This window comes from Ralstonia sp. VS2407, from assembly GCF_052950655.1.
This window is the reverse complement of the sequence record NZ_JBRFVG010000003.1, coordinates 375,789-389,204: the sequence shown is the minus strand read 5'-3', so window position 1 is coordinate 389,204 and position 13,416 is coordinate 375,789. Positions and strand designations below refer to the sequence as shown.

The 13,416-nt window shown below is 62.1% G+C and carries 13 protein-coding genes; all 13 read left to right on the top strand.

Translation table 11 applies throughout. The features are described 5' to 3' along the window. Positions 1-113: 113 nt before the first annotated feature. The 13 genes from rpsB (at position 114) to lpxA (ending at position 13,415) form a co-directional block, all read left to right on the top strand. A complete protein-coding gene (gene rpsB, locus ACU8YE_RS07485; protein WP_004626667.1) occupies positions 114-857 on the top strand; it encodes a 30S ribosomal protein S2 in 744 nt (247 codons plus the stop codon). Between the two features lie 251 nt (positions 858-1,108). After that, positions 1,109-1,987 carry a translation elongation factor Ts gene (tsf, locus tag ACU8YE_RS07480; protein WP_024975795.1) on the top strand — a complete coding sequence of 293 codons (879 nt, stop codon included), beginning with the start codon at positions 1,109-1,111 and terminating at the stop codon, positions 1,985-1,987. A gap of 291 nt (positions 1,988-2,278) precedes the next feature. Beyond that, positions 2,279-2,989, top strand: a complete 711-nt coding sequence (pyrH, locus tag ACU8YE_RS07475) for a UMP kinase (protein WP_009238238.1) — start codon at positions 2,279-2,281, stop codon at positions 2,987-2,989. A gap of 176 nt (positions 2,990-3,165) precedes the next feature. Further along, positions 3,166-3,726: a ribosome recycling factor gene (frr, locus tag ACU8YE_RS07470; protein WP_092970556.1), complete on the top strand. Its 561-nt coding sequence runs from the start codon at positions 3,166-3,168 to the stop codon at positions 3,724-3,726. A 52-nt stretch (positions 3,727-3,778) separates the two neighbouring features. Then, entirely contained in the window at positions 3,779-4,555 is a 777-nt protein-coding gene (gene uppS / locus ACU8YE_RS07465; RefSeq protein WP_316881217.1) for a polyprenyl diphosphate synthase, read from the top strand. A 3-nt stretch (positions 4,556-4,558) separates the two neighbouring features. Then, positions 4,559-5,377, top strand: a complete 819-nt coding sequence (locus ACU8YE_RS07460) for a phosphatidate cytidylyltransferase (RefSeq protein ID WP_433867247.1) — start codon at positions 4,559-4,561, stop codon at positions 5,375-5,377. Positions 5,378-5,388: 11 nt separating this feature from the next. Continuing rightward, positions 5,389-6,579 (top strand): 1-deoxy-D-xylulose-5-phosphate reductoisomerase, encoded by a 1,191-nt coding sequence (gene ispC, locus ACU8YE_RS07455; protein WP_446928423.1) that lies wholly within the window; start codon positions 5,389-5,391, stop codon positions 6,577-6,579. Between the two features lie 87 nt (positions 6,580-6,666). After that, entirely contained in the window at positions 6,667-8,055 is a 1,389-nt protein-coding gene (rseP, locus tag ACU8YE_RS07450) for an RIP metalloprotease RseP (RefSeq protein ID WP_446928466.1), read from the top strand. 115 nt (positions 8,056-8,170) lie between these two features. After that, on the top strand, positions 8,171-10,468 hold the full coding sequence (gene bamA, locus ACU8YE_RS07445) for an outer membrane protein assembly factor BamA (RefSeq protein ID WP_232042719.1): 2,298 nt from the start codon (positions 8,171-8,173) through the stop codon (positions 10,466-10,468). Continuing rightward, on the top strand, positions 10,468-11,019 hold the full coding sequence (locus tag ACU8YE_RS07440; RefSeq protein WP_232042720.1) for an OmpH family outer membrane protein: 552 nt from the start codon (positions 10,468-10,470) through the stop codon (positions 11,017-11,019). Before bamA ends, ACU8YE_RS07440 begins: the two co-directional genes overlap by 1 nt. Before the next feature lie 10 nt (positions 11,020-11,029). Further along, entirely contained in the window at positions 11,030-12,103 is a 1,074-nt protein-coding gene (gene lpxD / locus ACU8YE_RS07435; protein ID WP_232042721.1) for a UDP-3-O-(3-hydroxymyristoyl)glucosamine N-acyltransferase, read from the top strand. Next, complete coding sequence (gene fabZ, locus ACU8YE_RS07430; RefSeq protein ID WP_232042722.1) at positions 12,100-12,603, top strand: 3-hydroxyacyl-ACP dehydratase FabZ; 504 nt, start codon at positions 12,100-12,102, stop codon at positions 12,601-12,603. Before lpxD ends, fabZ begins: the two co-directional genes overlap by 4 nt. Next, the gene (gene lpxA / locus ACU8YE_RS07425; RefSeq protein ID WP_232042723.1) at positions 12,600-13,415 is read left to right on the top strand and encodes an acyl-ACP--UDP-N-acetylglucosamine O-acyltransferase; all 816 of its coding nucleotides are present in this window, start codon (positions 12,600-12,602) and stop codon (positions 13,413-13,415) included. Before fabZ ends, lpxA begins: the two co-directional genes overlap by 4 nt. Position 13,416 lies beyond the last annotated feature (1 nt).

Below are 13,416 nucleotides of genomic sequence, written 5' to 3'. Positions count from 1 at the left end.
GCCGTGTGGCCGGTGGCGCTTGAAATCGCGAGCCGCTTCACCGCGGGTGTTTTTCGTATCGCATGCGAAAGATGTCTGAGGCGGCTTTAGACCTAACCCGACTGGAGAATTTCATGTCCGTGACCATGCGCGAAATGCTGGAAGCCGGTGTCCACTTTGGCCACCAGACCCGCTTCTGGAACCCCAAGATGGCCCCCTTCATCTTCGGCCATCGCAACAAGATTCACATCATCAACCTGGAAAAGACGCTGCCGATGTACCAGGACGCACTGAAGTACGTGCGCCAGCTGGCAGCCAACCGGGGCACCATTCTGTTCGTCGGCACGAAGCGTCAATCGCGCGAGATCCTGGCTGAGGAAGCTGCTCGCGCAGGTATGCCGTTTGTCGACAGCCGCTGGCTTGGCGGCATGCTGACCAACTTCAAGACGGTCAAGACCTCGATCAAGCGCCTGAAGGACATGGAAGTCGCCAAGGAAGCCGGCGCGACCGAAACCATGAGCAAGAAGGAAGCGCTGATGTTCGAGCGCGAAATGGACAAGCTGGTGAAGTCCATTGGCGGCATCAAGGACATGGGCGGCATTCCGGACGCCATCTTCGTGGTGGACGTTGGTTATCACAAGATTGCCGTGACCGAAGCTGCGAAGCTGGGTATTCCGGTGATCGGCGTGGTGGACACGAACCACTCGCCGGAAGGCATCGACTACGTCATCCCGGGTAACGACGACTCGAGCAAGGCTGTTGCACTGTACGTGCGCGGCGTGGCCGACGCGATTCTGGAAGGCCGCGCCAACGCGGTCCAGGAAGTGGTTGAAGCCGCTCGCGGTGGTGACGACTTCGTCGAAGTCCAAGAAGGCTAAAGACAAGAAGGCGTGCGCCCGCGGCTTGATTGCGCGGGACGCGTGCCAGGCCGCACCCGGTGCAAAGCATCGGGCCTAAGGCCAGACAGGGGCGCGTAACAAACGCCCCTTTTTTTTGAAATTTGTCATTCGGATGCCCCGCTCGCGTCGTATTTCGTGGGGGGCGGCCGGATGGAAACCGGACGACAGGCCGGCGCGAAGCGAAGAATCCGCTTGCGACCGGACGACGATCTGAAACAAGGAGCATGAGAATGGCGGCAATTACCGCAAGCATGGTTGCAGAGCTGCGCGCGAAGACCGACGCGCCGATGATGGAGTGCAAGAAGGCCCTGACCGAAGCCGAAGGCAACCTGGAAAAGGCCGAAGAGATCCTGCGCGTGAAGCTGGGCAATAAGGCCGGCAAGGCTTCGAGCCGCGTCACCGCTGAAGGCGTGGTCGCCGCGTTCGTCGAGGGCACCACGGGCGCGCTGGTCGAAGTGAACTGCGAAACCGACTTCGTCTCGAAGAATGACGATTTCCTGGCCTTCACGAACGATGTTGCCAAGCTGATCGCTCAGAAGAACCCGGCTGACGTGGCGGCTCTGTCGGCCCTGTCGATCGGCGACGAGACGGTGGAAGCCGTGCGTACCCGCCTGATCGGCAAGATCGGCGAAAACATGACGATCCGCCGCTTCCAGCGTTTCGAAGGTACCCAGCTGACTTCGTATCTGCACGGCACCCGCATTGGCGTGATGGTGGCATTCGAAGGCAACGAAGTGGCGGCCAAGGACGCAGCAATGCAGGCTGCCGCCATGAAGCCGGTGTCGCTGTCGGCTGACGACGTGCCGGCCGAGCTGGTCGCCAAGGAGCGCAGCGTTGCTGAGCAGAAGGCGGCGGAATCGGGCAAGCCGGCGGAAATCGTTGCCAAGATGGTGGAAGGCAGCGTGCAGAAGTACCTGAAGGAAGTCTCGCTGCTGAACCAGCCGTTCGTGAAGAACGACAAGCAAACCGTTGAGCAGATGCTCAAGGCTGCCAACACGACCGTGAAGGCTTTCACGCTGTACGTGGTGGGCGAGGGTATCGAGAAGAAGCAGGACGACTTCGCTGCTGAAGTGGCTGCCCAGGTGGCCGCTGCCAAGCAACAGGCGTAATGCTGCGACGGCCGTTTCCAATGGTGCGGCGATTCGCCTTCCGGCGCAGGCCGGGAGGCGTCGTTTCCACCATCGGCGCAGCCGTATAATGCCGAACAAACAGGGCACCGAAAGGTGCCCTGTTTGCAGGTGCAGCCTGCTTGCGCAGGCATCGTTGGGGGATTTCCTGACGGCTTCCGCGCAAGAAGGTTGCGGGATGTGCGAAGTCCCCGCTTTGCCCATCGTTGTCATATCCGCAGCGTCATTTCCCCTTTCCTGTTTCCCGTACCAGGAATCGTCACGAGGATCTCCATGCCTGCCTATAAGCGCGTTCTACTCAAACTTTCCGGCGAAGCCCTGATGGGCGACGATGCCTTTGGCATCAACCGCAGCACCATCGAAGGGATGGTCAACGACATCGCTGAAATCGTGAAGCTGGGCGTGCAAGTGGCAGTGGTGATCGGCGGTGGCAACATTTTCCGCGGTGTTGCGGGCGGAGCTGCCGGCATGGACCGCGCCACGGCCGACTACATGGGGATGCTGGCCACCATGATGAACGCGCTGGCCCTGCAGGACGCCATGCGCCACGCCAACCTCGAAGGTCGCGTGCAATCGGCGCTGCGCCTGGACCAAGTAGTCGAGCCGTACATCCGTCCCCGGGCGATCCGCCAGTTGGAGGAGGGGAAGATCGTGATTTTCGCGGCCGGCACCGGCAATCCGTTCTTCACGACCGACACCGCGGCCGCGCTGCGCGGCTCGGAAATCGGCGCCGAGATCGTCCTCAAGGCCACCAAGGTGGACGGCGTCTACACCGCTGATCCGAAGAAGGATCCGAGCGCTACCCGCTACACCACCATCACGTTCGACGAGGCTATCTCGCGCAACCTGCAGGTGATGGATGCGACCGCTTTTGCGCTGTGCCGCGACCAGAAGCTGCCGATCAAAGTGTTCTCGATTCAGAAGCCGGGCGCGCTCAAGCGTGTGATCCTGGGTGAAGACGAAGGCACGCTGGTGCACGTCTAAAGCCGGCGGCAAGCCTAGTTGCGGGCACCTTTTTTACCGTTCGCTGACCCAGCGTAAATGGCGTTGGCGAGCGGCTTCCATGTAAAATCGCCTATTGTCTTTTTGGTCTTGCCGGTGCCCTGTGTCGTTTTCCGGGGCACAAGTTCGGCAGACCGCCGTTATCGTTCGGAGGAAGTATGAGCGTCGCCGATGTCAAAAAGAATGCCGAGCAGAAGATGCAGAAGTCGATCGAGGCTCTGAAGACGGATCTGGCCAAGATCCGTACTGGTCGTGCCCACACCGGTCTGCTCGATCACGTGCAGGTCGACTACTACGGCTCGATGGTGCCGATCAGCCAGGTTGCCAACGTGACGCTGGTGGACGCACGCACGATCGGCGTGCAGCCGTGGGAAAAGAAGATGGTGCAAGCCGTCGAAAAGGCCATCCGTGAAGCGGACCTTGGCCTGAACCCCGCCACCATGGGTGACATCATTCGCGTGCCGACCCCCGCACTGACCGAAGAGCGCCGCAAGGAGCTGACCAAGGTTGTGAAGGGCGAGGGCGAAGATGCCAAGGTCGCCGTGCGCAACCTGCGTCGCGATGCCAACGAACAGCTCAAGAAGCTGGTGAAGGACAAGGCCATCTCCGAAGATGACGAGCGTCGCGGCGGAGACGACGTTCAGAAGCTGACCGACAAGTTCGTCGCCGAGATCGACAAGCTGGTCGCCGAGAAAGACAAGGAAATCATGACGGTGTAAGGCCGTCTCCCGCCGTCGGCGCATTGGGCGCATGCGGTGGGAAGCCCGATTCATGCATATCAGTTCCACACTGGCGGTGCCCGACACCGCCGATACGCCGCGTCACGTTGCCGTCATCATGGATGGTAACGGCCGCTGGGCCACCGAACGGCGCCTGCCGCGCGTGGCCGGGCATAGCCGCGGCCTCGACGCCGTCCGAGCAACCGTTGAAGCGGCGGCACGCCGTGGTGTCGGTTACCTGACGCTGTTTGCCTTCAGCTCCGAAAACTGGCGTCGTCCTGCCGAGGAAGTCACCTTCCTCATGAAGCTGTTCATGACGGCGCTGCGCCGCGAAGTGAGCAAGCTGCACGACAACGGCATCCGCCTGCGCGTGGTGGGCGATCTGTCTGCGTTCAGCCCGCGCATCCAGCTTTTGATTCGCGAAGCTGAGGCCAAGACGGCTGCCAACCCCGGTTTGACCGTCACGATCCTCGCCAACTACGGCGGGCGCTGGGACATCCTGCAAGCCATGCGCGCCTTGTTGGCGGCACAGCCCGGCATTGCGCCCGATGCCATCACGGAAGAGATGCTTGCGCCGTACATGGCGCTGTCTTACGCGCCGGAGCCGGATCTCTTCATCCGCACCGGTGGCGAGCAGCGCATCAGCAACTTTCTGTTGTGGCAGCTTGCCTATTCCGAGCTGTATTTCACCGATCGCTACTGGCCCGACTTCGATGCCGCAGAACTCGATCGCGCCTTTGCGTGGTATCGCAACCGTGAGCGCCGCTTCGGCCGTACCAGCGCGCAGCTCGAGCCCGATGTTCCCCCCGCGCTATCTGCCGGAGCCTGACACATGCTGCTGACTCGCGTCATTACCGCTGTCTGCCTGCTGATTGTCATCCTGCCCATTCTGTTTTTCGCGCCGCCCGCCGGACTGGCCGGGCTCGTGACGGTGTTTGCAGCCCTCGCCGCGTGGGAGTGGGGGCGTCTCGTGCGCCTGCCGGGCTGGTGGGGGCCGATTCTCTATGCGGTCCTTGTCGTCATGCTGACGATCGCCTGGCATGACATTCCGGTTCGGGGTGATGTGCAGCCGCTGTTCCATGGTGCGGTGATCGCGTGGGTGATCGCCTGGGGGCTGCTCGCGGGCGGCGTGCGCGAATTGCATGGCACGCGTCGCGTCGTGTTCACGCTATTGGGCTTGGTGATGCTGCCGGCGTTCGTGCATGGCGCCGTTGAATTGCGCACGCACGGTGTCGCCTTTTTGCTCTCGGTGGCGTTGCTCGTGTGGGCGGCCGATGTGGGGGCCTATTTTGTCGGCAAGGCCATTGGTCGCCGCAAGCTTGCTCCGACCATCAGCCCCGGCAAATCGTGGGAAGGTGCAATCGGCGGTGCCGTGCTGGTTGTGGTGATTGCCGCCGTGGCTGGCATCACGCATTGGTTTGCCCCGACGTGGTTCTCTCACGAGTTCGACCAGCGCGGCGCGGTCGCCGCCCTTGGGCTGACCATCTTGCTGGTAGCCGCGAGCGTCGGTGGTGATTTGTTTGAATCCCTGCTCAAGCGTCAAGTCGGCATGAAAGACAGCAGCCGTCTGTTGCCCGGCCACGGCGGCGTGCTCGATCGTATCGACGCGTTGCTGCCGGTGTTTCCGCTGGCTGCGCTGCTGATTTCCTGAGGCGTCCGAACATGATGCGTTTGACCGTTCTTGGCGCCACTGGCTCCATTGGCGACAGCACGCTCGACGTGGTGCGCCGTCATCCCGACAAGTACAGCGTTTTTGCGCTGACCGCCAATGCGCAGGCCGACAAGCTCGCGGTGCTCTGCCGCGAGTTCCGCCCGAAGATGGCGGTGCTCGGTTCGGCAGCAGCAGTGGATGCATTGCGAGACCAGCTGGGCGCGGATGCTGCCGGCATCGAAATCCGTTCTGGCACTGAAGCGTTGGAAGAGGCGGCCGCCCACCCCGACTGCGATGCCGTGATGGCGGCCATCGTTGGCGCGGCAGGTTTGCGCCCGACGCTTGCCGCCGTGCACGCCGGCAAGCGCGTGCTGCTTGCCAACAAGGAGGCGCTGGTGATGTCCGGCGCGCTCTTCATGGATGCCGTGCGTCAGCATGGCGCCACCGTGCTCCCGATCGACAGCGAGCACAACGCCATCTTCCAATGCTTGCCGCAGCAAGTTCCGCAGTTCGCGCGTGGTGTGTCGCGCATCGTGCTGACAGCATCGGGGGGTCCGTTCCGCACGCGCGCGGTGGATTCTCTTGCGGATGTCACGCCAGACCAGGCTTGCGCGCATCCGAACTGGGTGATGGGCCGCAAGATCTCTGTCGATTCCGCCACCATGATGAACAAGGGGCTGGAGGTGATCGAGGCGCACTGGCTGTTTGGTGTGCCGGTCGAGCATCTCGAAGTCCTGATCCATCCGCAGAGTGTCATCCATTCGATGGTCGGCTACGACGATGGCTCGGTGCTGGCACAGCTCGGCAATCCCGACATGCGCACGCCGATTGCCTACGGGTTGGCGTATCCCGAGCGCATCGGAGCCGGTGTTCCGCTGCTCGATCTCGTCACCACGGGCGCGCTGACGTTCGAGGCGCCGGACCTGCGTCGTTTCCCGTGCCTGGCGCTGGCTTTTGACGCATTGCGCGCCGGTGGTACGGCGCCTGCTGCACTGAACGCGGCCAACGAGGTGGCTGTTGAAGCATTCTTGCAGCGCCGCATCCGGTTCACAGAGATTGCTGCCGTGGTGGACGATACGCTCGCGCGCACTTCCATCGTGCCCGCCGACTCGCTCGACACCGTTTTTGCGGCCGACGCCGAAGCACGTCAGCAGGCCGCACGCTATATCGCGACCGTATGCGCGCAACTGCCGGCCGCGTGAAAGCGCCCCGTCAGAGCAAGCGGGTAACATAGCGGCTTCGTGCGGGGCCAGCCCCGCACGTGCCCTTCAGCGCATCCGGAGAAGGTTTTGCAGACCGTTTTAGCGTTTGTCTTTGCGATCGCGGTACTGATCGTCATTCATGAACTGGGCCACTATAGCGTCGCGCGTCTGTGCGGCGTGAAAGTGCTCCGGTTTTCCGTTGGCTTTGGCAAGGTGCTGTTCCGCCGTGTCGGCCGTGGGCCCGACCACACCGAATGGACGATCTGCGCCATTCCGCTGGGCGGCTACGTCAAGATGCTGGGCGAGGGTTCCCGGGATCCGGAGAAAGACCCGCCCATCCTCCCCGAAGATCTACCGCGTACCTTCGATCATCAGCCGGTCTACAAGCGATTCGCCATCGTGGCGGCTGGCCCGATCGCCAATTTCTTGCTGGCAATTGCGCTCTATGCGGTGCTGGCATGGGTCGGAGCAATCGAGCCGTTGCCTATCCTCGGCGCGCCGCCGCCGGGCAGCATTGCCGCTCAGGCCGACCTGCGTGCCAGGGACCGGGTGATCGCCATCGGGACGGACGATGAAACACCTGCGCCCGTGCGCAGCTGGAGCGATGTCCGCATGCGCTTGTATTCGGCTGGCATCGCAGGGCGCGACGCGCTTGTGCAAGTGCGCGGGACTGACGGAGTCGAGCGTACCGTCCGCCTGCAGGGCTTGCCGAGTGCCGCCCGTACGCCGCAAGCCGATGTGATTGACCAGATCGGTTTGCGCCTGCTTGGCGGTCCCGTCACCATTGTCGGCGTACTGCCCGGCAGTGCCGCGGCACGTGCCGGGTTGCGGGCCGGCGATCAGATCGTTCGCTTCGCGGGGCAGCCCGCCGATCAGGCAATGGACCTCATCCGCCAGATCCGCGCCATGCCGGAGCAGAACGCGTCGATCGATATCCTGCGCAACGATCAGCCCATGACGTTGCCGGTTCGGCCCGATGCAGACACCGATCCCAAGAACCCCACTGGCCCGAAGATCGGCAAGCTCGGCGCGCAGCTCAACCAGAAGGTGGAAACGGCGATGATCCGGGATGAGCCGGTCGCCGCCCTGGGCCATGCCGTGAGCGAGGTCTGGCGGACTTCGGTGCTGTCGCTGCAGGTGCTGGGCAAGATGATCATTGGCCAGGCGTCGCTGCAAAACCTGAGTGGACCGATCACGGTGGCTGACTTTGCGGGCAAGGCGGCAAGCCTTGGCTGGCAGACGTTTGTGAGCTTTCTCGCGTTGATCAGCGTGAGTCTCGGCGTACTGAACTTATTGCCCGTTCCGGTATTGGATGGGGGGCATTTGCTGTATTATTGCGTGGAATTTTTGACTGGCCGACCCGTGCCGGAATCCTGGCAAACAGTCCTTCAGAAGATCGGCGTCGCCTGCATCCTGCTTCTCACTTCGCTCGCCCTGTACAACGATTTGAGTCGGTTGTTTCTGACTCGAGGCTAGACCGTATTCAAGTGGGTTCGGTAAGTCGGATCGTTGCCACCGGCGTGAGCGGGCAACTCAGGGTTTTGAAAACACTCAGAAGTGGATTCCGATTGAATCCAACTAGGGGATTAGATTGATCAGACAACATCGCTTCCCGCTCAGCGTGCTGGCGGCTTCCGTGCTGACCGTTACTGCCGGTCAGGCTCATGCAGTGGAGCCGTTCGTCGTCAAGGACATTCGCGTGGAGGGGGTGCAGCGCGTCGAGCCGGGCACCGTGTTCGGCTATCTGCCCGTGAAGGTGGGTGAGACCTTCACCGACGAGAAGGGCGCCGAATCGATTCGCGCGCTCTACAACACCGGCTTCTTCAAGGACGTGCAGATCCGCTCCGAAGGCAACGTGCTGGTGGTGCGCGTGGAAGAGCGTCCGGCGATCTCGCAGCTTGAGTTCATCGGCTTCAAGGAGTTCGACAAGGAAGCACTGCGTCGTACGCTGCGCGGCGTGGGCGTGGCTGAAGCCCGTTACTACGACAAGTCGCTCATCGATCGCGCCGAGCAGGAAATCAAGCGCCAGTACGTTTCGCGCGGCTACTACGCGGCCGAGGTGACGACCACCGTCACGCCGGTCGATGCCAACCGTGTGTCGATCACGTTCACGGTGGACGAAGGCCCCACCGCCAAGATTCGCCAGATCAATATCGTCGGCAACAAGGCCTTCAAGGAAGGCGATCTGCGCGACGAGATGCAGCTGTCTACGCCGAACTGGCTGTCGTGGTACACCAAGAACGATCTGTACTCCAAGCAGAAGCTCACGGCTGACCTGGAAGCGCTGCGCTCGTTCTATCTGGATCGCGGCTACCTGGAATTCGCCATCGAGTCGACCCAGGTGTCGATTACGCCCGACAAGAAGGACATCTACCTGACGCTGAACATCCACGAGGGTGAGCAGTACAAGGTATCGGACATCAAGCTGACCGGCGAGCTGCTGGGCAAGCAGGCCGAGATGGAGAAGCTCATCAAGCTCAAGCAGGGCGATGTGTTTTCTTCGGCCAAACTGTCGTCGACGACCAAGTCGATTACCGATCTGCTGGGCACGTACGGCTACGCTTTTGCCACCATCAACCCGCAGCCGCAGATCAACCAGAAAGACCGCACTGTTGCGCTCACGCTGGTGGTCGATCCGGGCCGCCGCGTGTACGTGCGTCGCGTGAACGTTGTCGGCAACAGCAAGACCCGCGACGAAGTCGTGCGCCGCGAAATGCGCCAGATGGAAGCCTCGTGGTTCGACGGAGAGAAGCTGCAGCTTTCGCAGAACCGCGTGAACCGCACAGGCTACTTCACCGATGCGAACATCACGACGGAAGACGTGCCGGGTACGACCGACCAGGTCGATGTGAACGTCAACGTGACCGAAAAGCCGACCGGCCAGATCAACCTGGGCGTGGGCTTCTCGTCGACCGACAAGCTGGTGCTGTCGGCGGGTATCCGTCAGGACAACGTGTTCGGCTCGGGCACGAGCCTCGGGCTGGATGTGAACACGTCCAAGTCGAACCGCACCATTGCCGTGACGCAGTTCGATCCGTACTTCACGGTGGATGGCATCAGCCGTTCAACCGAGCTGTACTACCGCACGTACCGCCCGCTGTACTACACGGGTGACCAGGACTATCGTGTCGTGCAACAGGGTGGCAACGTCAAGTTCGGCGTGCCGTTCTCGGAAACCGACACCGTCTTCTTCGGCATCGGCTACGAGCGCACGACCATCGACGTGACGGCCAACACGCCGCTGGCCTACCAGAACTACGTCGCGAAGAACGGCCGTATCACCAACAACTTCCCGATCACCATCGGCTGGTCTAAGGATCAGCGTGACAGCGCTCTGGTGCCGACGCGTGGTCGCTATCAGCAGGCCAACCTGGAGTTCGGTATTCCGGGCGGCGATCTGCAGTACTTCCGCGCGTACTATCAGCACCAGTATTTCTATCCGCTGTCGAAGTCGTTCACGATGGCGTTCAACAACGAAATCGGGTACGGCCACGGTTACGGCGGCAAGGACTTCCCGGTCTTCAAGAACTACTACGCCGGCGGTATCGGTTCGGTGCGCGGTTACGAAACCAGCACGCTGGGCCCGCGCGACGCCAATGGCGTGGCCATCGGCGGTGCCAGCAAGTTCGTTGGCAATGTGGAATTCATTTTCCCGCTGCCGGGTTCGGGCGTGGACCGCACGGTTCGCCTGTTCACGTTCTTTGACTACGGTAACGTGTTCGCCGAAGGCCAGCCGTACAAGCTGGGCGACATGCGCTACTCGACTGGTTTCGGTCTGTCGTGGCTGTCGCCGATCGGCCCGCTCAAGATCAGCATGGGCTTCCCGATCAAGCGCAAGACCGAAGATCAAACGCAACGCTTCCAGTTCCAGATCGGGACTGCATTCTAATGACCGCATTCATCATGAAATCCACGCGCCTCACGTTGTCCCGCATGGGCGTGTCCGCTGCTTTCGCCGCACTTGCCGCAGCCAGCTTTGCGCTGCCGGCCACGGCGCAGGAAGCGCGCATCGCTGCTGTCAATTCCGAGCGCATCTTGCGCGATTCCCAGCCCGCCAAGGCCGCACAGGCCAAGCTGGAAACCGAGTTCGCCAAGCGCGACCGCGAACTGCAGGACATGGCCGCCAAGCTCAAGGGCATGTCCGACAAGCTGGACAAGGATTCGGCCGTGCTGGCCGATTCCGACCGCACCCGCCGTCAGCGTGAACTGTCGGATCTGGATCGTGACTTCCAGCGCAAGCAACGCGAATTCCGCGAAGACCTGAACCAGCGCCGCAATGAAGAGCTGGCCCAGGTGCTCGAGCGCGCCAACCGCGTGATCCGCTCGATTGCTGAACAGCGCAAGTACGACCTGATCGTGCAGGAAGCCGTGTACGTGAACCCGCGCATCGACATCACGGACGAAGTGCTCAAGGCGCTGAATTCGCAATCGGCCAAATGAGGTTGTTCGCATGTCGTTTTCGCTTGGTGAACTTGCTGCGTCGCTCGGCGCGACCGTCCAGGGTGACGCAGGCCTGATCGTCAAGTCGATCGCGCCGCTGGATCAAGCGGGCGCCGATCAGCTCGCTTTTCTTTCCAATCCGCTGTACCTCAATCAGGCTGTGAGTTCCGGTGCGGGGGCGATCATCGTGTCGCCCCGTGATCTGGAAACGCTCGAAAGCCAGGGCCACGCTGCTGGCCGGAACTGGCTCATCGCTGCCAACCCCTATGCTGCGTTTGCTCGTGTCGCCCAACGCTTTGTTGCGCTGGCGGCGCGCCCCGTTGTGCCCGGCATTCACCGGACGGCCAGCGTAGAAGAGGGCGCAACGGTGCCGGCGTCGTGCTCCATTGGCCCGAACGTGACCATCGAAGCTGGCGCGGTGCTCGGCGAGCGCGTGCGCATCACCGGCAACAGTTTCGTTGGCGCTGGTGCCCGCATTGGCGATGACACGTTGCTCTACGCAAACGTGTCGATCTACCACGGCTGCGTGGTCGGTGCGCGCTGCATTGTGCATAGCGGCGTCGTGATCGGTGCGGATGGCTTCGGTTTTGCACCCGACTTCGGTCCGCAGGGCGGCGAATGGGTGAAGATTCCGCAGGTCGGCCGGGCCGTGATTGGCGACGACGTGGAGATCGGCGCGAACACCGCCATCGACCGCGGTGCGATGGCCGATACGGTGGTCGAGCAAGGCTGCAAGATCGACAACCAGGTGCAGATCGCGCACAACGTGCACGTGGGTGCCTATACCGTGATCGCCGGCTGCGCTGCCATTTCGGGCAGCACGAAGATCGGGCGCTACTGCATCATCGGTGGCGCGGCCAATTTTGCTGGCCACCTGACCATTGCTGATCGTGTGACCGTCTCGGGCGGCACCTCCATTACCAAATCCATCACCAAGCCCGGTGGCCATTTCACCAGCGTTTTCCCATTCATGCCGCATGGCGACTGGGAGCGTAACGCGGCCATCGTCCGAGGCCTGACGCGCATGCGCGAACGGTTGCAACAACTCGAACAGCGGGTCAAAGACCTGCAGCAACAATCATGACCGAAGCAACGAATGCGACGAGCGCGACCCCCGGCGTCGTCAGCGATTTCAATATCAAAAAGATTCTCGACCTGCTGCCGCATCGCTACCCGATGCTGCTGGTTGACCGCGTGATCTCGCTGGAGCCGCGCAAGTCGATTACGGCGATCAAGAACGTGACGTTCAACGAGCCGTTCTTCAACGGGCACTTCCCTGGCCACCCCGTGATGCCAGGCGTGTTGATGCTTGAGGCGCTGGCGCAAACCGCTGCGCTGCTGACCTTCGGCGAGGCCGATCACGAGCGCAAGGAAAACCAGCTCTACCTGTTCGTGAGCATTGATGGTGCGCGCTTCAAGCGGCAGGTGATCCCGGGCGACCAGCTTGTGATGACGGCTGAGCTTTTGCGCTCGAAGAGCGGTATGTGGAAGTTCAAGGTGTACGGCAAGGTTGACGGCGAAGTCGCCGTGGAAGCCGAAATCATGTGTGCCGTGCGCGAAGACAAGTCCAAGGGCGAGGCATGACGCAAGCACAGAAGATCCACCCGACCGCGCAGATCGATCCGAAGGCCGAACTCGATTCGAGCGTCGAGATCGGAGCGTTTACGGTCGTGGGCCCGAACGTGCGGATGGGTGCAGGCACGCGCGTCGGCCACCACACGGTGATCGAGGGCTACACGACACTGGGCCGTGACAACAGCATCGGCCACTTCGCATCGGTGGGCGGCCGCCCACAGGATATGAAGTATCGCGATGAGCCGACGCAGTTGATCGTCGGCGATCGCAATACCATCCGCGAGTTCACCACGATCCACACCGGCACTGCGCAGGATGCCGGCATCACGTCCATCGGCGACGACAACTGGATCATGGCCTACGTGCATATCGCGCACGATTGCCGCGTGGGCAACCACACGGTGTTCTCGAGCAATGCGCAGATCGCGGGGCACGTGGAAGTGGGCGACTGGGCGATCCTCGGCGGCATGTCGGGCGTGCACCAGTTCGTGCGCATCGGCGCGCATGCCATGCTGGGCGGCGCATCCGCGCTGGTGCAAGATGTACCGCCGTTCGTGATTGCCGCCAGCGACAAGGGCGGCAACAAGGCCGCACCTCACGGCATCAATGTGGAAGGCCTGCGCCGCCGCGGCTTTACTGCCGAGCAGATCACCGGTCTGCGCCAGGCGTACAAGCTGCTCTACAAGAGCGATCTGAGCTTTGATCAGGCCAAGACGGAAATCGCCGCGCAGATCGCTCAGACGGATGACGCCCCCACGCGCGAGGTGTTGACCGCATTTGCTGATTTCATTGCCGCCACCAAGCGCGGCATCGTGCGTTGAG